Genomic DNA, 21,764 nt, shown 5'->3' with positions numbered 1-21,764 from the left:
TCGCCCCAGGTTCGTAAACGACGACGGCGGTCCTCCAGCAGGAGGGCCGCCGTCTTCGTGTGGACCAGGGTGTTTCCAGTAGGCTTGGAAGGCGCTTACAGAGCCCCAGTAGCCCAATTGGCAGAGGCAGCGGACTTAAAATCCGCGTGTTGTCGGTTCGAGTCCGACCTGGGGTACCAAATGAAACCGGTGGTTCCTGCCGGTTTAGCCGTGTTTCAGCAGCGTGTATCAGCAGTGCGTATTAGCCGCGTGCCGAACGGCGGTTGCGGTGCCGCAGCAGCAGCCCCCCGGCAAGCAGGCCCAGGATGACAATTGCGGCAGCAGCGGGAAGCACCATGTCCGAGCCGGCCCGTTCCTCGTCCGGTGTGGCTGTGGAGGACGGTGAGGGGCTGGCCGTGCGGCTTGGGCTCTGTGACGGCGTGTTGGCAGGGGTTGACCTGCTTTCGCCGGTGTTTCCCGCGGTGCCGGGCGTTGCCGGGGCAGTGGACGGCGCCGGGTCAGCTGTCGGGGTCGGAGCGGGATCCGGATTGGCCGGCGGCACCGGAACCGGCACCGGGACGGCCGGAACCGCTTCCGAATAGTGGCCGGTGGCAGGATCGTAATGGCTTTCACCCGGGTTGTAGCCTTCAACGCAGACCTCCACCCCGTAGGAGACGGCGGGAATAAAGCCCGGTCCGCACTCCAGCGCGTGTGCGCTGCCAGCGTTCCCCAGCAGGAGCAGGCCTGCGAGCGGCAGTGCGGAAGCGGCAGCGGATAGCCGTGATGCGTGCATTGTTTTCCCCCAAATAAGTGTTCTACCGCCATCGTATAGGCCGTAGGTCGACTTCCCGGCAAGGGCACAAACATCGAAATGTGACGAGCGTTACAAGGCTGTAACCGCAGGCTCTTATATTCGTCACAATGTTCCACTAGCTTTTCTTCTAATCAGGAACACCTGGTAATTGCATCAAAGGCACCCGCCTTTCGATCGGGGAGATAACTTTTATGACTGCACTACGCACTGCCGGCGGACTGGGCCAGGGCACGGCATACGCCCGTACCGCCAAAATCGCCGCTCTAGGACTGGGGCTGGCACTGTTTGCCAGCGGCTGCAGCGGCGGCGGGGATTCGTCCGCCGAAGACACCTCGGGAGCCGGGGAGACCGAAACCGCAGCATCCGGACTGTCCTGCCCCGAGAACGAAGGCGGCAAGGGCGAGGATCCGGGTGCCAAGGGGGACGTCGCGGCTGTTCCCGCTTCCACGGGAACCACTGACGTTCCCCTGAAGATCGGGTCCCTGCTGCCGACCACCGGCGAACTTGCCTTCCTCGGCCCGCCCGAAATTGCAGGCGTTAACTACGCCATCGAGCAGGTGAACGAGGCAGGCGGCGTCCTGGGGAAGCCCGTGGAGGTCATTCACCGCGACTCGGGCGACACCACCACGGACATTGCCACCCAGTCGGTCACGGACCTGCTCAGCCAGGATGTGAGCGCCATTGTCGGTGCGGCATCCTCCGGCGTTTCCAAGACCGTCATCGGGCAGATCACCGGAGCCGGCGTCATCCAGTTCTCCCCGGCCAACACCTCGCCGGACTTCACCGACTGGGATGACAACGGACTCTACTGGCGCACCGCTCCGTCCGATGTGCTCCAGGGCCGTACCCTGGGCAACTACATCATGAGCTGCGGCGCCCAGACCGTCGGCATGATCGTCCTCAACGATGCCTACGGCACCGGCCTGCAGAGCAACGTTAAGAGCAGTGTTGAGGCAGCTGGCGGGCAGGTTGTCATCTCCGAAATGTTCAACGAAGGCGATTCCCAGTTCAGCAGCCAGGTCGACGCCGTGGCTGCCGCGGATCCGGACGCCATTGTGGTCATCAGCTTCGCGCAGGCCAAGAGCATCGTGCCGCTGCTGACCGCAAAGGGCGTGGACGCCTCGCAGCTGTTCTTCGTGGACGGCAATACCTCGGACTACAGCAAGGACCTGGAAGCCGGAACGCTTGAAGGTGCCCAGGGCACCATCCCCGGCCCGTTCGCCTCGGACAACTTCAAGGAGTCCCTGCTGGAGATCGACCCCGCGCTGAAGGACTGGTCCTACGCCGGTGAAAGCTATGACGCAGTCACCATGCTGGCACTGGCTGCTGAGGCCGCCGGTTCCACCGACGGCCAGGCAATGGCCGCACAGCTGCAGGGTGTTTCCGCAGAAGGCGAGAAGTGCTTCGACTTCGCCGGCTGTGTGACCATTCTGCGCAACGGCGGCGACATTGATTACGACGGCTATTCCGGACCGGTGACGTTCGATGAGAACGGCGACCCGACGGAAGCGTTCATCGGCATCTACCAGTACGATGCCGAGAACAAGCCGGTGCCGAGCCGCTCCGAAGAGGGCAAGCTCTAACCGTCCCGTACAACCGGCGCTCGCACGGAGCGCCAACAGAACAGCCCCCGCCGGTACCGGCGGGGGCTGTTCTGTTCTCCTGCTGCGGGGGAGGCGCTGGTTGTGCCAGGCCTGCGGAGCGCAGGCGTGCTAGGCGTCCGCCAGTGTGCCGAGGTAGAGCTGGATGACCTTCGGGTCCTTCATCAGCTCGCGCCCCGTCCCCGTGTAGGCGTCGCGGCCCTGGTCAAGCACGTAGGCGCGGTCGCAGATCTGCAGGCAGCGCCGCGCGTTCTGTTCGACCATAATCACCGAAACCCCGGCCCGGTTGATCTCGTGGACGCGGAGGAACGCCTCATCCTGTTTGACGGGGGAGAGGCCGGCCGAAGGCTCGTCCAGCAGCAGCACGGCCGGTTCCATCATCAGTGCCCGGCCCATCGCCACCATCTGGCGTTCACCGCCGGACAGCGAACCGGCCCGCTGCGCCCGCCGCTTGTGCAGTTCGGGAAACAGGTCGGCCACGAACTCGAACCGTTCCTTGAACCGTTTAGGCGCCTGGTACAGGCCCATCTGCAGGTTCTCTTCAATGGTGAGGGACGCAAAGACATTGTTGTTCTGCGGCACGAATCCCACGCCGCGGCTGACCAGCTTGTTGGCCTTCAGCCCGGTGAGGTCCTGGCCGCGGACCACCACGGTTCCCGAGTGCACCTTCACCAGCCCGAACATGGCCTTGAGCAGCGTCGACTTGCCCGCGCCGTTGGGTCCAATGATGCCGATCAGCTCTCCGCGGCGTGCCTCGATGCTGCACCCGTTGAGAATGTTGACCCCGGGGATGTAGCCCGCCACGAGGTCGGTCACCTTGACGACTGAGTCGCCTTCGAATGCATCGGCAGTCATGCCTGGTCCTTCCGCTCGTTGATCCGCCCGCCGACCACGCCGTCAGGTTCCGTACCCACCGAGGATTCGGCGTCGTGCTCCAACTCCGCTTCCAGCTTTTCGAAGCCCGCAGAGTCACCCAGGTCCACATCATGGTGCGCACCCAGGTAGGCGTCGATGACGGCCTGGTCCTTCATGACCTCGCTGGGCGGGCCTTCGGCGACGACCTTGCCTTCGGCCATCACCACCACCCAGTCGGCGATGTGCCGGACCATATGCATGTCGTGCTCAACGAACAACACGGTCATGCCTTCGGCCTTGAGGTTCTTGATGTGGTCCAGCAGCGACTGCGTCAACGCCGGATTCACGCCGGCCATGGGCTCATCGAGCATCACCAGCTTGGGACGGACCATCAGTGCGCGGGCCATCTCCAGCAGCTTGCGCTGGCCACCCGAAAGGGAGGCGGCGTAGTCGCTGCGCTTGGTGTCCAGCTTGAACTTGGCCAGCAGGACGTCCGCCTGCTCGGTGATCTCCCGCTCCCGTGCGCGCCACAGGGGAGGCAGGAAGGCCCGCCACAGGGATTCACCGGGCTGGGAGGCAGCCCCCAGCCGCATGTTCTCGATGACCGTGAGCTTGCCCATGACCTTGGTCAGCTGGAAGGTACGGACCATGCCCAGGCGTGCCACCTTGTAGGCGGACATTCCTGCCAGGTCGTGGCCCTCGAACTGCCATTCGCCGGACTGCGGGGTATCGAATCCGGTGAGCAGGTTGAACAACGTGGTCTTGCCGGCACCGTTGGGTCCGATGAGGGCGGTGATCTTGTGCCGCGGGATTTCCACGTGGGCGACGTCGACGGCGTTGATGCCGCCGTAGGTCCTGGTGACGTTCTTGGCCACCAGGATGGGATCCCGCTTCCGGCAGCCGGGGCCGACGTCGCCCGCCGCAATGGGCCGGGTGTCGGTCATGAACTCGTTGCTGCCGTCGCCGGGTTCGGGAGCGACAGTTGTGGCTGTGGTGGCAGGTTCGGCGGCGTGTGCCCCGCCGGCGCGGACCCTCGCCCGCGGCTGGTCTGACTGGGAACTCATGCGAACGCCAGCTCCTTCTTATTGCCCAGGATGCCCTGGGGCCTGAAGATCATTAGCAGCATCAGTGCCACACCCACCAGGATGTAGCGGATCTGTCCTGCCTGCGAAGTGGAAATGAAAGTGATGTACCCGGCTTCGATGGCGCCGTACAGCACGCCCTGGGTCACGGAGAGCAGCACCCAGAAAATCATGGAACCGAGTACCGGGCCGAGCACCGTGGACATGCCGCCCAGAAGCAGGGCGGTGTAGAGGTAGAAGGTCAGTTCCGTACCGTAGTTGGCCGGCTGTACTGCCCCTCGGGGGAGAGTGAAGACGATGCCCGCGAGGGAGCCGAGGACACCGCCGATGACCAGCGCCTGCATCTTGTACGCGTAGACGTTTTTGCCAAGGGCGCGGACGGCGTTTTCATCCTCCCGGATGCCCTTCACGACCCGGCCCCACGGGCTGCGCACCAGCAGCCAGACCAGGAAGCAGGCGCCGATGACCAGTGCCCAGGCGACGAGCCGGACCCAGACGTCGCGTTCGTTCATGGCAAACGGGCCCAGGTCGTAACTGCCGGAGGGAATCGGGTTCAGGTCGTAGAAGCTGCCGGTGAAGGCTGCGAGGCCGTTGGCGGAACCGGTGATCGGCGTCATGCTGTTGGTGGTCACCACGTACCTGATGATTTCGGCCGCGGCGATGGTCACGATGGCCAGATAATCGGCGCGCAGGCGCAGCGTCGGGATGCCCAGGATGACGGCGAACACCACTGAACCGAGAAGCGCTATCAGCAGTGCCAGGGGCAGGGGTGCATTGAAGGACAGGATCGGAATGGCGAAGCCGTACGCGCCCACGGCCATGAAGCCGGCCTGGCCGAAGTTCAGCAGTCCGGTATAGCCGAAGTGGACGGCAAGCCCCAGGGCCGCCAGTGCGTACGCCGCCGTCGTGGGGCTGATGATCTCGTTGAGTGCGCCGAGAAGAATGTTCGAGAAATCCATGAGGGGCCCCTAACCAATGCGCTCGCGGCGGCCCAGGATCCCCTGGGGACGGACAAGCAGGACAAGAATCATGATGACCAGCGCGCCCACGTATTTCAGGTCCGCCTCCAGCCAGAGAGTGGAGATTTCCACAAAGAGCCCCACAATCACGGAACCGATCAGGGCGCCGAAGACGGTGCCGAGACCGCCGAGGGTGACGCCGGCAAAGATGAGGAGCAGGATCTGCTGGCCCATGTTGAAGGACACACCGGGACGGTAGTACGCCCAGAGGATGCCGCCCAGTGCCGCGAGTGCGCCGCCGACCACCCAGACGAGCCGGATGACCCGGTCCACGTCGATGCCGGAAGCGGCGGCCAGCGCCGGGTTGTCGGAAACGGCCCGGGTGGCCTTGCCGATGCGGGTGCGCAGCAGGAGCAGGGCCACGACGAGGATGACGGCCAGGCTGACCACCAGCGAGATCAGGGTGTTCTGCGGAATGGAGACGGGCCCGAGTTCCAGGGTGGGACTCTGTGCCCCGGGCAGCTGCTGGGTGCCGCCGCCCAGGAAGAACAGCACGGTGTACCGGACGGAGACGGCGAGGCCGATGCTGATGATCATCATCGGGATCAGGCCGGTGCCGCGCCGCCGCAGCGGCTTCCACAGCCCGGCGTCCTGGACGTAGCCGAAGGCCGCGCCGCCGACGACGGCCAGCGGGATGGCCACCCAGGTGGGCATCCCCAATGCGGCAAAACCAAAGGTCAGGACGGCGCCCATGGTGACCATCTCGCCGTGCGCAAAGTTCGTCAGGCCGGTGGTGCCGAAGATCAGGGACAGGCCCACCGCGCTCAGAGCAAGCAGCAGGCCGAAACTCAGTCCGGCCACCGCCCGCTCCGTGATGGCGGAGGCCAGGCTCTCCTGCTGTACGACGATTCCTTCGCCGAGCAGGAAGAGCGTGGTGATGTTGGAGGTGCCGGCGAAGGTCACGGTGCGGGGATTCTGCTGTCCCTCCGCCAGGGCGACGTCGTCCGGCAGCGTGGATTCGTCCAGCTCCACTTCGTAGGCGCCCTGTTCGGGAACGCCGATGGACCAGGATCCGTTGGCTCCGGTCTCCGCCTCACCTTCATATCCGTTGCCGGTGGCGGTGATTTTGACCCCTTCAAGGGGGGTGCCCTCGTTCTTGACGACGCCGCTGATCCGGTCGCGGTATTCCGACCCGTCCGTGGCGCCGGGGCTGGTGGCGGACGAGGTGGCGTCCGGTGTGGCTGTGGTTGCGGAAGCGGCAGGGGCTGCGAGCAGCAGGGCGGCAAACATTGCCGCCACGGCCGCCAGCATCCCCAGATACCGGGTCAGCGCCGATGTTCTTACCAAGTTTTGAAACCTCCACGCAGGGCTGCGAAACCGAAGATGCGGCGCGCAGGCGGGCAGATGTGACACAGGTCACCGATTGGGGAACATGCTACCTACTGAATGTTTCAGGCAGTGACGTTTGTCCCGGCACGCATGTCGCGATCGCGTAACGACTTTGTTGCCGGGGCCGCAAGGTGGCGGGCCCTGCGGACGACGCTCGTGTACCGAACCGTGACCCACGGGCGCGGATTTCCGGGAATCCGCAGCCCGCCGTCGTCGTTGTACTTGGTAGGCTGGGCTGAAACAGCCCCCCAGATGGAGGACAGATTCAATGGCACTTGGCGGAAATCCGGTTTTCAACGGAAAGAACTTCCGTTCCCAGACCCGTGGCGGCACCGCCACGGGTTCACTGGCAACAGACAACAGCTACATGACCCCGCAGCAGCTGCAGGATCTTTACTCGGCGCCGTCGGCCAAGCCCTCGGACATGGGCCGTATGACTTACGACGACGTCATCATGAAGACCGTCTTCTGCCTGGCCATGGTTCTGGTGGGTGCCGCGGTCCCCACCTTCATCCTTCCGGGCATGGGTGGCGGGCTGATGATCCTGGGCGCCCTGGGCGGCTTCGTCCTGGGCCTGGTGAACTCCTTCAAGCGTGAGCCGGTTCCTGCACTGATCCTGGCCTACGCGTTCCTTGAAGGCATGTTCCTCGGCGGGCTCACCGCTGTCCTGGACAACGCGTACCCGGGCGTCGGCCTGCAGGCAGTGCTGGGCACCCTGGCAGTCTTCGGCGTCACCCTCGTGCTGTTCCGCAGCGGCAAGGTGCGCGCCACCCCCAAGGCCATCCGCTTCTTTATGATCGCCATCATCGGCTACGCCGTGTTCTCGCTGCTGAACGTGGGCCTGATGATCTTCGGCGGCGTGCAGGATCCGTGGGGCCTGCGCGGAAGCGTGGAAATCTTCGGCATCCCGCTGGGCGTATTCATCGGGGTCCTGGCCATCGGCCTGGCCGCGTTCTCGCTGATCATGGACTTCACGTCCATCGAGCAGGGCGTCAAGGCGGGCACCCCGGAGCGCTACTCCTGGACCGCTGCCTTCGGTCTGACCGTCACCCTGGTGTGGCTGTACGTGGAGATTATCCGTCTCCTCTCGATCCTCCGGGGCAACGACTAATCGGCGAGAACTCCGCAGCGGTGACTTAACGACTCCGCAGCAGTACTTCCGGGAAGGACCGCAGGCACACCGCCTGCGGTCCTTCCGCCGTTTGGGCTGCGGTGAATCCTCATACGGCCGCGCACTCTGTGCACCTTCCGCCCGGCGACGTAGCATGGCGGCAGGTGCCGCCTGGAAGGAGTTTTCGTGGCCCATCGGCAGTCTGTAGTCGAGGAGCTCATTGATGTCCTGCTGGCCGGAACGGAACCGGCCGTCTTCCTTGCGGAAGCTGCCGGCATCGCGGCCGGACGGCTCGGCCTCGCCGCTCCCGCAGGCTGTTCGATCGCCGTTGACCGCAGCCGCCGGCCGCGCCTGACGGTCCGGACCCCGGGACTTCCCGCCACGCTGGGCGAGGCGGAGTACGGGCCGGGAAGCCCGGGCGGCACGGTGCTGGGCGGCGGTCCCGACGTCGTGGTGCCGGACCTTGCTGCGGACCGGCGTTGGACCGCCATGACCGGGGGCGCCGGCAACGGAATCCGGTCCCTTGTGGCCGTTGCCCTCCCGCTGGCGGGGGGCCGGGGAGTCCTCAGCTGCTATTCGGCACGGGTCCACGCGTTCGCGCCGGGCGCCGACGACGTCCGTGCCGTCGCGGCAGCACTCGCCAAGGCCGTGCGGGTGGCCCTGCTGATCGATACCCAGGCCAACCGTGCCGCGAACCTCCAGGCAGCGTTGGAATCCCGGACCGTAGTGGACCTAGCGGCAGGCATCATCATGGGGCAGAACGGCTGCAGCCAGCAGGCAGCGGTCGACATCCTCCGCAGCGTCTCAAACAGCCGCAACATCAAGATCCGGAACGTCGCAGCCGGAGTCGTGGCATCCGTCAGTGACCGGGTGAGCACCCATTTCGATGAGTGACACACGGCGTCCGGCGGGGAGCACACGGGTAACATAAGTGGACATGAACCTCACCGGCAGCGAACCAGCCCCTCCGGCCACCGGCACGCAGTATGAAATCAGCAACGGCGGCGCCCGCGCCGTAATCGGGACCCTGGCCGGCGCGCTGCGGCGCTACACCTTGGACGGGGTGGACCTGGTGCAGACCCACCCGGACAGTGCCATACCGCCTTTGGCCAACGGGATGCTGCTGGCACCCTGGCCCAACCGGACGGAGGATGGGCGCTGGATCCTGGACGGAGAAACCCAGCAGCTGGACATCACCGAACCCTCCCGCGGGCATGCCAGCCACGGGCTGCTGCGCAACACCGGCTACACCCTCCGGGAGCATGTTCCGTCTGCGGTGGAACTGAGCGCGGAAATCTTCCCGCAGCACGGGTATCCATTCCACCTTCTGCACCGCGCCCGGTACACCCTGGACGACGCCGGCGGGTTGCGCGTGCACCAAAGCCTGACCAACTTAGGGACCGCGGCCGCTCCCGTTGCCCTCGGCGCCCATCCGTTCCTGCGACTTGGCGAGGTGCCGACCGGGGACCTGGTCCTGACGGTGGCGGCGGATACCGTGCTCACCGCTGACGACCGCCTTATTCCGAACGGCAGGCAGGAGCCAACCGGTTCCGCAAACCTTCGTGCGGGAGTGCGGGTGGGCGGACTGGACCTCAACAGCGCGTATACGGACCTGGCCTTCAGTGCTGCCGAGCCGGGCACGTACCGGCATACCCTCACAGCCCCGGACGGCCGCACGGTCAGTCTCTGGACGGGACCTGAATGCGGCTACGTCCACGTCTTCGTGACGGACAAATTCCCCGGCCAGGCGTGCGCCGTGGCGCTGGAACCGATGACCGCCCCGGCCAATGCCCTGAACTCGGGGGAGGGACTGGCCTGGCTGCAGCCGGGACAGGATTTTTCCGCCCGATGGGGCATCCGGGCCGAGCTGGACCCGGTCAGCGGTAACAGCAGGGGATAGGCACGTAAAGACGGGTCCGGGACCGGCCCGGTATGGAAAGATGGCCCCATGAAACCCCACGTACGCCGCACCGCGGCGCCCCGTGCGTTGCAGGCGGCCGCGGCGAATTCCAGCCGGAACAATGATGAGGTCCCCTTCGCCCTCCGGGTAAGCGCCGCCTGGGCCTGGCGCCTCGGTGTTGTCCTGATCGTTGGCGCCGGGCTCATCTGGATACTCAGCCACTTCTCGCTGCTGATCATTCCGCTGATGATTGCGGCCCTGCTGGCGGGCCTGCTGTCACCTGTGGCGAACTGGCTGCGGCGGAACCGGCTGCCCCGCGGCCTCTCGGTGGCAGTCACCATCGTGACCTTCCTCGGCGTCATCGCCGCAGCCCTGACTCTGGTGGGACGGCAGCTTGCCCTCGGGTTCCAGGATCTTTGGGGAGAGACACTGCAAGGGGTCCGCCAGGTCCAGGGGTGGCTCTCCTCGGGCCCCCTGAACGTCACGGCCGGCGACCTTGACTCCCTGCTGAATGAAGCCACCACCACTCTGCAGGACAACTCGGCCAATATCCTGTCCGGTGCCTTGAGCGTGGGAAGCAGCGCCGGCCACTTTGCGGCCGGGATCCTGCTGACCCTGTTCGCCCTGGTCTTCTTCCTGCTGGACGGCCGGCGGATCTGGGAGTTCACCTCCGGCCTGCTGCCGCGCCGGGCACGTCCGGCCGCTTATGGTGCCGGCATCCACGGCTGGGAGTCCATGGTCAACTATGTGCGGGTACAGGTGGTGGTCGCGCTCATCGACGCCATCGGCATCGGCGGCGGAGCAGCCCTCATCGGTGTGCCGCTGGCGCTGCCCCTGGGCGTCCTGGTTTTCCTTGGGTCCTTCGTTCCCCTCGTAGGTGCCTTTGTCACCGGCTTCGTGGCCGTCCTGCTGGCGCTGGTGGCTAACGGTGCGGTCAATGCGCTGATCATGCTGGGCATCGTCCTGCTGGTGCAGCAGCTGGAATCCCATATCCTCCAGCCGCTGGTCATGGGCAGGGCAGTGTCCCTCCACCCGCTCGCCGTCATCCTGGCCGTCACCGGCGGCACTCTCGCCGCCGGCATTGCCGGAGCCCTGTTCTCCGTCCCGCTGCTGGCGATCCTCAACACGATGGTCCGCTACATTGCCGCCCGCGGCTGGGAAGACGATCCGGCCATGGACGAAGACGGGGGCGAGGATGAGGACGACGCCGGGACCGACGACAGTCCCGGCGCGGAGGAATCGCCGACGGCAGGGGAAGGGAAGCGCCCATGACCGATCTGGCCAACCTGCCTGTCACCCTGGACGATATCCGGGCGGCAGCGAAACTCCTCGACGGCGTCATAGCCCACACACCCATCGAGATGTCCCGGGCGCTGGCCCGCGAGACCGGGTCCCCGGTCTACCTCAAGTGTGAAAATCTGCAGCGGGCCGGTTCCTTCAAGGTCCGCGGAGCCTACGTCCGCATGGCCAAGCTGTCACCCGCAGACAAGGCCCGCGGGGTAGTGGCGGCCTCCGCCGGGAACCACGCCCAGGGTGTGGCCGTGGCGGCGGCACGGCTGGGCATCGCCGCCCGGATCTACATGCCGCTGGGCGTTGCGCTGCCCAAGCTGGCCGCCACCCGGGGCCACGGAGCGGAGGTCATCCTGCACGGCCACAGCGTCGATGACGCCCTGGCCGAAGCCCAGGCATACGCCGACCAGACGGGTGCGGTGTTTGTGCATCCATTCGACAACGTGGACGTCGTGGCCGGGCAGGGGACCATCGGACTGGAGCTGCTGGACCAGATCCCCGACCTGGACACCGTGCTGATGGGAGTGGGCGGCGGCGGACTGCTGGCCGGCGTCGCCGTTGCACTGAAGTCCCGCGCCCGGGAACTTGGCCGGGACATCCGGATCATCGGCGTCCAGGCCGAAAATGCGGCGTCCTACCCGCCGTCGCTCGCTGCTGATGCCCTGGTGCCGCTGACGCGGGTCACCACCATCGCGGACGGCATCGCCGTCGGGCGGCCGGGGCAGCTGCCGTTCTCCATCATCCGGGAGCTTGTGGACGATGTGGTGACCGTCAGCGAGGACTCCCTGGCCCGGGCACTCATATTCCTTCTCGAGCGCGCCAAAATGGTCGTGGAACCGGCAGGCGCCGTGGGAGTGGCCGCCCTGATGGACGGGAAGATTGAAAGTCCCGGGACGACCGCTGTGATCCTCTCCGGCGGCAACATCGATCCGATGCTGATGCTGAAGGTGATCCAGCGGGGACTGGCCGCCGCGGGCCGCTACCTGGTGGTCCGCATCCTCCTCGATGACCGGCCCGGATCACTGGCGACCATCTCGCGGATCATTGCGGAATCGGATGCCAACGTCACGGGTGTGGACCACACCAGGGTTGGAGGATCCATCAGCATGGGAGACGTTGCCATCAGCATCAACATGGAAACCAAGGGCCACGAACACTGCGAACTGGTCCTGAAGAATCTGCGGGCAGAAGGTTTCCAGCCCGTCGTGCTGCCGGGTTAAGCGCATGTTCGCCAACCGTGCCCGCACCGCCCTTACCGGGTCGCTCCTGTTCGCGGCCGTCCTGTGGGCGGTCTACCTATTCACGCCGGCCTTCTCGCCGGTCCTCTTTCCGCTGCTGGGAATTCTTCCGCGGCAGATGGAAGGGCTCGACGGCGTGGTCTTCGCCCCGCTGCTGCACGCCGGGGCGGCCCATCTGATCGGCAACACGCTGCCCTTGATCGTCTTTTCGTTCCTCACCCTGCTGGAGGGTGTCCGGCGGTTCGTGTCGGTACTGGCGATTTCCTGGCTGTGCTCCGGCATCGGAGTGTGGCTGTTCGGCAGCGGACTCACGGTGGGGGTCTCCGGCGTCGTCTTCGGCTTGTTTGCCTACCTGATGGTCCGGGGATTCTATAACCGCGATATTTTCCAGATCCTGCTCAGCGGAGTGCTGTTCCTGATTTACGGATCAATCCTGTGGGGACTTTTCCCCACCACGCTGGGCGTCTCCTGGCAGGCGCACCTGTTCGGGGCGGCAGGCGGGGTGCTGGCCGCCGTCGTACTGCGGCGCGGGCGCCGGCCGGCAACACAAAGGCGGGCCCTCCCGTAGGAAAGCCCGCCTCCGGCGGTTCAGTGGAAGAACCTAGCCGACGTACGGCTTGGCGGAGATGATTTCCACGGAGATGCTCTTGCCGTTCGGCGCGGTGTACGTGGTGCTGTCCCCGGCCTTGAGGCCCTGGATGGACGCACCCAGCGGAGACTTCTCGCTGTAGACGACGATGTCGCCGTCGCCTGCAATCTCCCGGCTGCCCAGCAGGAAGGTTTCCACGTCGCCTGCAACGCGGGCTTCCACCAGCATGCCCGGCTCCACGACGCCGTCGTCCGCCGGAGATTCACCAACATGTGCGGTCTCAAGAAGCTGCGTCAGCTGCCGGATCCGGGCCTCAGCCTTGCCCTGTTCCTCTTTGGCTGCGTGGTAGCCGCCGTTTTCCTTGAGGTCGCCCTCGGACCGTGCCTGCTCGATACGGGCAACAATTTCCGTCCGGCCGGGACCGGACAGGTGCTCGAGTTCCGCCTTCAGGCGGTCGTAAGACTCCTGCGTGAGCCAGGCGACAGATGCGCTGTTGGTTGACACGGGTATCTCCTTAGATAAACGTCCGGGCCATCGGATGGTCCGGCATGGCTGAATGCCGCCGGCCGGATCGGCCTGACAAGCAAAGACCCCGCCGGGCGGAGCCGTTCGGCTTTGGAATGTGTACCAAAGACCAGCCGGACACCTGGGCGGGGCATGTCGTGCTAACCATACTAGTTTGCGTGCGGGCTTAACCCAATATGGCGCGCCCAGACGTCACGGCGCCTAGTCCCCGTCCACCACCCAGCAGCTGTAGACGCCGCCGGTGACCGCCGGGGAATCGGTGCGGAGTTCAAGGTGCTGGCTGCTGCTGTCCGGCGCGTCCGGTCCCAGTACCACCGTCTTCCAGCCGACGACGGCGTAACTTTCGTTGAGTGCCTGCACCGCGCAGGCAGCAGTGCTGCCGGCGGACTTGTCGACCTTGAAATCAACAATGACCCGGTCCTCGGCAGGGAAGCTGAAGCCCACGTCCTTGGAGGTTACCGTTCCGGTGGAGGAGGGGACGTTCATCCACGCTGCTGCCCCTACCGCGGCAATGACCGCGGCGGCCGCTGCAATGACGCGGGTACGCCGGGTGAGGCGCCGCTTTGGGGCGCCGTAGCGATTGGCTAATCTGGACTCGGACGTGGAAACGTCCGGCTGCTGGGGTGCCGACGTCTCGGGCTGACCTTCCGAAGTACTCACGGCCCCATTTTAGCTGGTCGATTTCCACGCCATATTCCGCTTAGCTCAGGAGTTGCCTTGTCTGCCCGTGAAAGCGCCGAAATCCGGCCCACCGCTCCACTGCGCCTGCTCGCAGTACATGCCCACCCCGATGACGAGGCCAGCAAGGGTGCGGCCATGATGGCCTCCTACGCCGCCGCGGGCATCGACGTGATGGTGGCTACCTGCACCGGTGGGGAACGCGGTTCCATCCTGAACCCCGGTGCCGAAGGCGATCCCGCCGGCAAACGGGACCTGGCCGGACTGCGCCGCCGGGAAATGGCTGCCGCGCAGGCTGCCCTGGGTGTTCAGCACCGCTGGCTGGGCTTTGCCGATTCCGGGCTGCCCGAAGGTGATCCGCTGCCGGACCTGCCCTTCGGCTGCTTCGCCCTGCAGCCGCTGGAACGTGCCGCCGCGCCGCTGGTGAAGCTGGTCCGGGAGTTCCGTCCGCACGTCATCATCAGCTACGACGAAAACGGCGGCTACCCGCACCCCGACCACATCATGGCGCACAAGGTTGCCGTGGAGGCCTTCACGGCTGCCGGGGACCCAGCGCGCTACCCGGGGACCGGCCCGGCGTGGGAGCCGCTGAAGCTCTACTATGACCGTGCCTTCAACCCCGAGCGGTTCCGTGCCCTGCACTTTGCCCTCGAGGAAGCGGGCCTGCAGTCCCCGTACGCCGAGCGCATCGCGGCCTGGCAGGAAACCGACACGGAGGGGCACCAGCCGCCGGCTCCCACACACGCCACCACTACACAGATCGAGTGCGGGGACTTCTTCGAGGTCCGTGACGAGGCCCTGCGCAGCCACCGCACCCAGGTGGATCCCGAAGGATTCTTCTTCGCTGTGAGCCCGGAGATGCAGCGCAAGGTCTGGCCCTGGGAGGACTACTCCCTGATCGAGTCCCGCGTGGAAACCGAACTGCCTGAAACTGATCTGTTCGCTGGCATACGATAGACCTCGGGAACGTAGGTTCCGCCGCAGTATTGGCTAAAAGAGAGATATACCGTGAACTTCCTGTACAGCCTGGCTACGGCCGTTACCCCGGCACCCGAGGAGACCCTTGCGCCGGGGGTCGACCCCAGCGATGTCACACCCGGCACGCTCGGGTTCCTCTTCACCCTCTTTATGGTGATCGCGATCATTTTCCTGATCCGCGATATGACCAAGCGCATCCGCCGGGTGCGTTACCGCGAGCAGCTGGTCACCGAGAAGCTGGAACGCGAAGCTGCCGCCGTCCCCGACGCCGCCGGACCCGTGCCCGCCAAGAGCACCCCCAGTGCTCCTGAGGACCGGGACACCACCTGGGACCACCTGAAGTAGCAGGCACACCATGGCTGAAAGACTGAGGAACCAGGCATCGGCCTACCTCCGCCAGCATGCGGACAACCCGGTTGACTGGTGGCCCTTCGGCGAAGAAGCCTTCGCCGAAGCCCGCCGCCGAAATGTCCCAGTCTTTATTTCCGTGGGCTACGCGGCCTGTCACTGGTGCCATGTGATGGCCCACGAATCCTTCGAGGATGCCGCCACAGCGCAGTACCTGAACGAGTTCTTCGTCTCGGTGAAGGTGGACCGCGAGGAACGCCCGGACGTCGACGCCGTGTATATGGCAGCCACCCAGGCACTCACCGGCCAGGGCGGCTGGCCGATGAGCGTGTTCACCCTCCCTGATGGGCGCACCTTCTACGCCGGCACGTATTTCCCGCCCCGGCAGCTGCAGGGCATGCCGTCCTTCCGGCAGGTGCTGGAGGCGGTTTCCTCCGCCTGGCGGGACCGCCCGGAGGAAGTCGAGGCCAGCGCGGCCCAGATCGCCGCGCACCTGGCATCGGCCCAGGCCGGCAACCGCCGGCTGGTCGGTACCCTGGAGCTTGCCCCCGGCGGGTCCGGCCCGCTCTCCGGTGACGTGCTTGCCACAGCGGTGGAGACCGTCGCCGAGCAGGAGGATCCCCGTTTCGGCGGACTCGGAGGTGCTCCGAAGTTCCCGCCGTCGCCCCTGCTGCGGTTCCTCCTCGAGTACGGTTCCACCGGGCGGCCCGCAGCCGGCACCGCTGCCGCCGTCGCCGACCGCACCCTGGAAACCATGGCCCGCAGCGGGCTGTACGACCAGCTCGAAGGGGGCTTCGCCCGGTACACGGTGGACCGCGCCTGGGCTGTTCCGCACTTTGAAAAAATGCTTTACGACAACGCCCAGCTGCTGCGCCTCTACGCCCACTGGAGCCGCTCGGCACCCACCGGAGATCAGCGGAACCTGGCACTGCAGGTCAGTACCGATACTGCGGCCTGGCTTGCCAAACGGCTGCGCGTGGACGGGGGAGGGTTCGCCTCCTCGCTCGATGCCGACACCCTTGTGGACGGGCAGCGGCGGGAGGGTGCCACCTATGTGTGGACCTCCGATGAGCTGCGCTCCGTGCTGGCCGGCGCCGGTCCGGATACAGATGCCATCCTGGCCCTGCTTGACCTTGACACCGGCCGGATGGAGGACGGCGCCTCAACCCTGCACTTTGGGCGCAGCCTCGCGCCGGAGGAGGACCAGCTGTGGCAGCGTTACCGGCCCGACCTGCTGGCGGCCCGGGACCGGCGGCCCCAGCCGGACCGGGATGACAAGGTCGTCGCGGGTTGGAACGGGCTGGCCATAGCGGGCCTGGCCGATGCTGCCGTGGCCCTGGCGGACGCAGGCTCCGTTCAGGATGCCGGGCTGCTGGACCTGGCGCGGGAGGCCGCGGGCTACCTGCTCCGCGTCCATTACCGGGACGGCATTCTGGCCCGGGTGTCCCACAACGGCAGGGCCTCGGGCATCGAGGGCCTGCTGGAAGACTATGCGGGCACTGCGGAGGGCCTTTTTGCGCTTTTCGCGGCCACGGGCGAGGAAGAGTGGTACCTGGCCGCCGAGGAGCTGGTCCTGGCTGCAGAGCAGCGGTTCATTTCCGAAGGGACCCTGCAGGACACCGCTGTACGCACGGACCAGCTGGCCGCTGCGCAGGGATCACTTTCCGCCGCCGATCCCATGGACGGCCCCACACCCAGCGGAGCCGCCTTGTTTGCCGGGGTGCTGGTCACCTACGCGGCGTATTCGGGTTCCTCCCGGCACCGTGCCCTCGCCGAAGCGCTGCTGTCCCATGTGCAGCTGGTGGCGGCACGTGCGCCCCGGGCCGGCGGCTGGGCCATGTCCGTCCTGACGCAGGCATTGGAAGGTCCGCTGGAACTGGCCGTGACCGGCAACGATCCCGTCTTGGTGGAGCAGCTGCTGCGGGCAGGCAGGAGCGCGGGTGGGCCCGGCGTCGTCGTCGCCCGCCGACCGGGCACGCAGACGCAGGTTCCGCTGCTGCGTGGCCGGACCGCTCCGGACGGCGGCGCCCTGGCCTACCTGTGCCGGGGCATGGTCTGCAGCCGCCCGGCCGCGGATCCCCAGGAGCTGGTGGAGCAGTTCCGCGGACTGCGGTCCTAGCCGGCCACTGAGCGGACAGCCAGCATGATCGCCGCGTAGTGCGCGGCGAATCCGGCCAGCGTCAGGGCATGGAAGATCTCATGGAAACCGAACCAGTCCACGGACGGATTGGGTTTCTTCATGGCGTACATCACGGCACCGGCGATGTACGCCACGCCGCCTACGCAGATAAGGATTGCCGCCGTTGGGTTGGTGCCGTAGAAATCCGGAATGTAGAACAGGGAAGCGCAGCCCAGGGCGATATAGACGGGGGTGTAGAGCCAGCGGGGCGCGTGCAGCCAGAGCAGCCGGAAGGCGACCCCGACGAGGGCGCCGGACCAGATGATCCACAGCAGCGTCGAGGCGCTGTCCCGGGGGAGCAGGGACCAGGCAAGCGGGGTATAGGAACCGGCTATCACCAGCATGATGTTGGTGTGGTCCAGGCGCTTAAGCACCCGTTTGACCTTGGGGGACCAGTTGCCGCGGTGATAGACGGCGCTGGTGCCGAACAACAGCACACCGGTGAAGGCGTAGATGGCCGAGGCAATCCGGGTGCCGGTGGTCGGGGCCACGGACACGAGGATGATCCCGGCCGCGAGGGCCAGGGGAGTGGCGCCGGCATGCAGCCAGCCACGCAGGCGCGGCTTGACTTCGAGTTCTTCGGCAATGGCTTCAACGGCGTTTTCAAGGGGGCCGGGCGCGGTCCGGGACTCCGGATCATGCTGGGCGGGAACACCTGTTGGGCGGGCGGAAAATGGTGACGAATCCATAACGGAATTCTAACTTACGATCGGGTAACTTAGAGCGAGGCGGGTCGTTGCCCCCGCCGGTCGGCGCAGCGGCAAGCCGGGCTAGCGGTAGCCTAGGAGAAGATTTTTCTACTTTGGGCAGAGCCGGAGCCTGCGGAACGTTCAGTTGCGTCTGTCCCGGACCCCAGGCACGTGAGGCAAACAATGAAATTCCCCGGTGTTGTCTACGCCTACTACGAGCGTAAGCTGCGGCGGTCCCTGATTGGAGACCGCATCCCCGAACACATCGGGGTAATGGTGGATGGAAACCGGCGGTGGGCCAAACTCGCCGGTGCGCCCACCAGCGACGGGCACCAGGCCGGAGCGGACAAGATCCTGGAGTTCCTGGGCTGGTGCCAGGAACTCGGTGTGCGGATGGTGACCCTCTACATGCTCTCCACTGACAACCTGAACCGTGACGCGGACGAGCTGGAACCGCTGCTGGACATTATCGGCAACACCCTGGACCGCCTGGGCGAAGAGGGCAACCTGCGGGTCCAGCCGGTGGGGGCCCTGGAGATCCTTCCGTCACGGCTGGCCAAGCAGCTCACTGAGCTCGGCGACAGCACCGGCGACGCCGACGGGCTGCATGTAAACGTGGCCATCGGCTACGGCGGGCGGCGGGAAATTGTCGACGCCGTCAAGGAACTCCTGCGGGACGCTGAGGCCGAGGGCAAGTCAATCGCGGAAGTAACCGAGGAAATCTCCGACACCAAAATTTCCGAATACCTTTACACCCGCGGCCAGCCGGACCCGGAACTGGTCATCAGGACCTCCGGCGAGCAGCGTCTCTCCGGCTTCCTGATGTGGCAGAGCGCCTACAGCGAGTTCTATTTCTGCGAAGCACTGTGGCCGGATTTCCGGCGGGTGGACTTCCTGCGGGCCCTGCGTGACTACGCCAACAGGCAGCGGCGCTTCGGTTCCTGAACCGCCTTCCCTGTGCGGCCGCCGACGGCCGTGTCCTGCTGCGGAACACCGGGCCGCGGGCGTACTTTGGTGCTATCGGTCAGCTTAGGTGCCGGCCGAACTGTGTTTCATCCAGCGACCGGGGCCTTGGGGCGCCCCTGACGGGAGTTCCACGTGGCAGCTGAACAGCAGGAAAATGCAGCGGAATCCGGGCGGTCCAGCTTTGTGCTGGACACTTCGGTGCTTTTGTCCGATCCCCGGGCGATACTCCGGTTTGCCGAACACGAGGTGATTCTTCCCCTGGTGGTGATTACCGAACTAGAGCGCAAGCGGCAGGATCCCGAGCTGGGCTATTTCGCACGGAATGCCCTACGCCTGCTGGATGACCTGCGCGTCCAGCACGGCGGCCTCGGAGCGGCCATTCCCCTGGGGGACAACGGCGGCACACTGCGGGTGGAGCTGAACCACATCTCCACGGACGTCCTGCCCGCCGGTATCCGGGGAAGCGACAATGACAGCCGGATCCTGGCCGTCGCCAAGAGCCTGGCCGACGGCGGCCGGAACGTCACCGTGGTGTCCAAGGACCTGCCCATGCGGGTGAAGGCCTCGGCGATGGGGCTGGCCGCGGATGAATACCGCAACGAACTGGTCCGGGATTCGGGCTGGACCGGAGTGGCCGAACTGGACATCTCCGACGCGGACATGGCGCTGCTCTACGACCACCAGGCGCTGTTGATCCCCGAAGCCGCGGAACTCCCCGTCAACACGGGTGCGGTACTGATGGCCGGGCGTGCTTCCGCCCTCGGCCGGGTGGGCGCCGATAAGCGGCTGCGGCTGGTGCGCGGGGACCGGGACGTCTTTGGGCTGCACGGACGCTCGGCCGAACAGCGGCTGGCCATCGACCTGCTGATGGACCGCGAGGTGGGGATAGTCTCGCTGGGCGGACGGGCCGGTACCGGAAAGTCCGCGCTGGCACTGTGTGCCGGGCTGGAAGCGGTACTCGAACGCCGGGAACACCGCAAGGTCATGGTGTTCCGGCCGCTCTACGCCGTGGGCGGGCAGGAACTCGGCTACCTCCCCGGCACCGAGGCCGAAAAAATGGGGCCCTGGGGGCAGGCGGTCTTCGACACCCTGGAGGCGCTCGTCTCACCGGAGGTGGTGGAAGAGGTCCTGGACCGCGGCATGCTCGAGGTGCTGCCCCTGACGCACATCAGGGGACGCTCCCTCCACGACGCGTTCGTGATCGTGGACGAGGCGCAGTCGCTGGAGAAGAACGTCCTGCTCACCGTCCTGTCCCGGATTGGACAGAATTCCAAGGTGGTCCTGACCCACGACGTCGCCCAGCGCGACAACCTGCGGGTGGGCCGGCACGACGGCGTTGCTGCCGTGGTCGAGACGCTCAAGGGCCATCCGTTGTTCGGGCACGTGACGTTGACCCGCTCCGAGCGTTCGCCCATCGCGGCACTCGTGACGGAACTCCTGGAGGAAGGGCAGATCGGCTAGCTTGTCCACAGCGCCTGGCCGGTGTTCCGCGGAGGGCTCCCGGGGTCGGTACGGTGGGCCCCATGGTGGAGATCCTGGCGGGTTACTACGGTGCGGGTGCGGCCGGAACGGCGGGTGCTTCCGTCGCCGCGGTCCTGCTGGGTGCGGCCCTAGCCTGGTTCGCGGCTGTGGGCCTCCGGCTGGCCGTGATCGATATCCGCACCCGGCGGCTGCCCAACGGGCTGGTCCTGCCCTCCTATCCGGTTGCGGGGGTGCTGCTGGCCGGTGCCGCGCTCGCCGCCGGGGAACCGGACCGGATTGCCGCCATGCTGCTGGGAGCGGCAGGGCTGTGGGCCGGGTTCTTCGCGCTGAGGCTGGCGAGTCCTGCGGGCCTGGGCTTCGGGGACGTGAAGCTTGCCGGACTGCTGGGCCTCTATCTGGGTTTTCTCGGCGCCGGCCACGTCCTGGCCGGGATGGTGGCGGCGTTTGTTTTCGGCGGCATCTGCGGGGTGGTGCTGATCCTCACCGGCCGCGGCACGGCGTCCTCGACGGTGGCCTTTGGCCCGTTCCTGCTCCTGGGATCCGCCGTGGCCATGCTGGTCCCTGCCCTACAGTAGGAGGATGCCTACCCCAGATTTTGTCCTGTCCCTGCGCGAACGGATAGGGCACGATCCGCTCTGGCTGCCCGGCGTCACGGCCGTGGTGTTTAACGCAGCGGAGCAGGTCCTGCTGGGCCGGCGGGCGGATAACGGACGGTGGGCGCTGATCACCGGCATGCTCGAACCGGGGGAGGAAGCCGGGCCGGGTGCCCTGCGTGAGGTGGAAGAAGAAACCGGCGTCCACGCGGAGCTTGAACACCTCATCCATGTGGGCGCGCACGGTCCGGTGACCTTTCCGAACGGCGACGTGTGCTCCTTCCTGAACCTCGCCTTCAGCTGCCGGTATCTCTCCGGGTCCGCGCGGGTGAACGACGACGAATCCACCGAGGTGGGCTGGTACGCCCTGGATGACCTGCCGCCGCTGAGCGACCGGCACCGCATGCTGATTGACCTGGCCCGCACGGCGAACGGTGTTCCCGTCTTCGAGCGCTGAGCCATTGACAACCCAAACAGGAAAGGGCCGCCCCGCAGCAGCGGGACGGCCCTTTCGCCGGT

22 protein-coding genes and 1 tRNA gene are annotated in these 21,764 nt (G+C 66.3%); 15 read left to right on the top strand and 8 right to left on the bottom strand.

What is annotated here, in order from left to right:
- Positions 1-102: 102 nt before the first annotated feature.
- Positions 103-179, top strand: a tRNA-Leu gene (locus QNO03_RS08870).
- A 62-nt stretch (positions 180-241) separates the two neighbouring features.
- On the opposite strand, the gene QNO03_RS08865 is transcribed toward QNO03_RS08870, so the two are convergent.
- Entirely contained in the window at positions 242-772 is a 531-nt protein-coding gene (locus QNO03_RS08865) for a hypothetical protein (RefSeq protein WP_289603013.1), read from the bottom strand.
- 212 nt (positions 773-984) lie between these two features.
- Here QNO03_RS08865 and QNO03_RS08860 point away from each other — a divergent pair, with 212 nt between their 5' ends.
- The gene (locus tag QNO03_RS08860) at positions 985-2,376 is read left to right on the top strand and encodes an ABC transporter substrate-binding protein (protein ID WP_289603012.1); all 1,392 of its coding nucleotides are present in this window, start codon (positions 985-987) and stop codon (positions 2,374-2,376) included.
- 129 nt (positions 2,377-2,505) lie between these two features.
- Here the strand turns inward: QNO03_RS08860 and QNO03_RS08855 are convergent, their stop codons facing one another.
- The 4 genes from QNO03_RS08855 to QNO03_RS08840 form a co-directional block, all read right to left on the bottom strand.
- Entirely contained in the window at positions 2,506-3,249 is a 744-nt protein-coding gene (locus tag QNO03_RS08855; RefSeq protein WP_229949612.1) for an ABC transporter ATP-binding protein, read from the bottom strand.
- Positions 3,246-4,193 (bottom strand): ABC transporter ATP-binding protein, encoded by a 948-nt coding sequence (locus tag QNO03_RS08850; protein ID WP_229949790.1) that lies wholly within the window; start codon positions 4,191-4,193, stop codon positions 3,246-3,248. The genes QNO03_RS08855 and QNO03_RS08850 overlap by 4 nt, the downstream gene beginning before the upstream one ends.
- A gap of 116 nt (positions 4,194-4,309) precedes the next feature.
- Entirely contained in the window at positions 4,310-5,290 is a 981-nt protein-coding gene (locus QNO03_RS08845; protein ID WP_229949614.1) for a branched-chain amino acid ABC transporter permease, read from the bottom strand.
- 9 nt (positions 5,291-5,299) lie between these two features.
- Positions 5,300-6,601 carry a branched-chain amino acid ABC transporter permease gene (locus tag QNO03_RS08840; protein ID WP_289603264.1) on the bottom strand — a complete coding sequence of 434 codons (1,302 nt, stop codon included), beginning with the start codon at positions 6,599-6,601 and terminating at the stop codon, positions 5,300-5,302.
- 346 nt (positions 6,602-6,947) lie between these two features.
- Between QNO03_RS08840 and QNO03_RS08835 the strand changes: the two genes are divergently transcribed.
- The 6 genes from QNO03_RS08835 (at position 6,948) to QNO03_RS08810 (ending at position 12,786) form a co-directional block, all read left to right on the top strand.
- Positions 6,948-7,790, top strand: a complete 843-nt coding sequence (locus QNO03_RS08835) for a Bax inhibitor-1/YccA family protein (RefSeq protein WP_229949616.1) — start codon at positions 6,948-6,950, stop codon at positions 7,788-7,790.
- Positions 7,791-7,976: 186 nt separating this feature from the next.
- Entirely contained in the window at positions 7,977-8,684 is a 708-nt protein-coding gene (locus QNO03_RS08830; protein ID WP_289603011.1) for an ANTAR domain-containing protein, read from the top strand.
- Positions 8,685-8,727: 43 nt separating this feature from the next.
- Positions 8,728-9,690, top strand: coding sequence for an aldose 1-epimerase family protein (locus QNO03_RS08825; RefSeq protein ID WP_289603010.1), 963 nt, complete (start codon positions 8,728-8,730; stop codon positions 9,688-9,690).
- A 48-nt stretch (positions 9,691-9,738) separates the two neighbouring features.
- Complete coding sequence (locus QNO03_RS08820) at positions 9,739-10,962, top strand: AI-2E family transporter (RefSeq protein WP_289603009.1); 1,224 nt, start codon at positions 9,739-9,741, stop codon at positions 10,960-10,962.
- A complete protein-coding gene (ilvA, locus tag QNO03_RS08815; protein WP_289603008.1) occupies positions 10,959-12,200 on the top strand; it encodes a threonine ammonia-lyase in 1,242 nt (413 codons plus the stop codon). Before QNO03_RS08820 ends, ilvA begins: the two co-directional genes overlap by 4 nt.
- A 4-nt stretch (positions 12,201-12,204) precedes the next feature.
- Complete coding sequence (locus tag QNO03_RS08810) at positions 12,205-12,786, top strand: rhomboid family intramembrane serine protease (RefSeq protein WP_289603007.1); 582 nt, start codon at positions 12,205-12,207, stop codon at positions 12,784-12,786.
- 33 nt (positions 12,787-12,819) lie between these two features.
- Here the strand turns inward: QNO03_RS08810 and greA are convergent, their stop codons facing one another.
- Together greA and QNO03_RS08800 are read right to left on the bottom strand one after the other, a co-directional pair.
- Positions 12,820-13,311, bottom strand: coding sequence for a transcription elongation factor GreA (greA, locus tag QNO03_RS08805; protein WP_229949628.1), 492 nt, complete (start codon positions 13,309-13,311; stop codon positions 12,820-12,822).
- Between the two features lie 222 nt (positions 13,312-13,533).
- Positions 13,534-13,992: a DUF4307 domain-containing protein gene (locus tag QNO03_RS08800; protein ID WP_289603006.1), complete on the bottom strand. Its 459-nt coding sequence runs from the start codon at positions 13,990-13,992 to the stop codon at positions 13,534-13,536.
- A 57-nt stretch (positions 13,993-14,049) separates the two neighbouring features.
- Here QNO03_RS08800 and mca point away from each other — a divergent pair, with 57 nt between their 5' ends.
- The 3 genes from mca to QNO03_RS08785 are packed head-to-tail and all read left to right on the top strand — an operon-like array spanning position 14,050 to position 17,455.
- Positions 14,050-14,967, top strand: coding sequence for a mycothiol conjugate amidase Mca (gene mca, locus QNO03_RS08795; RefSeq protein ID WP_502874569.1), 918 nt, complete (start codon positions 14,050-14,052; stop codon positions 14,965-14,967).
- 51 nt (positions 14,968-15,018) lie between these two features.
- A complete protein-coding gene (locus tag QNO03_RS08790) occupies positions 15,019-15,333 on the top strand; it encodes a hypothetical protein (RefSeq protein ID WP_289603005.1) in 315 nt (104 codons plus the stop codon).
- Positions 15,334-15,343: 10 nt separating this feature from the next.
- Complete coding sequence (locus tag QNO03_RS08785; protein ID WP_289603004.1) at positions 15,344-17,455, top strand: thioredoxin domain-containing protein; 2,112 nt, start codon at positions 15,344-15,346, stop codon at positions 17,453-17,455.
- On the opposite strand, the gene trhA is transcribed toward QNO03_RS08785, so the two are convergent.
- On the bottom strand, positions 17,452-18,102 hold the full coding sequence (gene trhA, locus QNO03_RS08780) for a PAQR family membrane homeostasis protein TrhA (RefSeq protein ID WP_289603262.1): 651 nt from the start codon (positions 18,100-18,102) through the stop codon (positions 17,452-17,454). The genes QNO03_RS08785 and trhA overlap by 4 nt on opposite strands.
- Positions 18,103-18,387: 285 nt before the next feature.
- Here trhA and QNO03_RS08775 point away from each other — a divergent pair, with 285 nt between their 5' ends.
- The 4 genes from QNO03_RS08775 (at position 18,388) to QNO03_RS08760 (ending at position 21,702) form a co-directional block, all read left to right on the top strand.
- A complete protein-coding gene (locus QNO03_RS08775; RefSeq protein ID WP_289603003.1) occupies positions 18,388-19,149 on the top strand; it encodes an isoprenyl transferase in 762 nt (253 codons plus the stop codon).
- Positions 19,150-19,302: 153 nt separating this feature from the next.
- Positions 19,303-20,631 (top strand): RNA 5'-3' helicase PhoH2, encoded by a 1,329-nt coding sequence (gene phoH2 / locus QNO03_RS08770; RefSeq protein WP_229949638.1) that lies wholly within the window; start codon positions 19,303-19,305, stop codon positions 20,629-20,631.
- Between the two features lie 62 nt (positions 20,632-20,693).
- The gene (locus tag QNO03_RS08765; RefSeq protein WP_289603002.1) at positions 20,694-21,227 is read left to right on the top strand and encodes a prepilin peptidase; all 534 of its coding nucleotides are present in this window, start codon (positions 20,694-20,696) and stop codon (positions 21,225-21,227) included.
- A gap of 4 nt (positions 21,228-21,231) precedes the next feature.
- Positions 21,232-21,702 carry an NUDIX hydrolase gene (locus QNO03_RS08760; RefSeq protein ID WP_289603001.1) on the top strand — a complete coding sequence of 157 codons (471 nt, stop codon included), beginning with the start codon at positions 21,232-21,234 and terminating at the stop codon, positions 21,700-21,702.
- Positions 21,703-21,764 lie beyond the last annotated feature (62 nt).

This window comes from Arthrobacter sp. zg-Y877 (genome assembly GCF_030373105.1).
Taxonomy (GTDB): Bacteria; Actinomycetota; Actinomycetes; order Actinomycetales; family Micrococcaceae; genus Arthrobacter_B.
The sequence above is the reverse complement of the archived record's forward strand: the minus strand, read 5'-3'. Positions and strand labels throughout refer to the sequence as shown.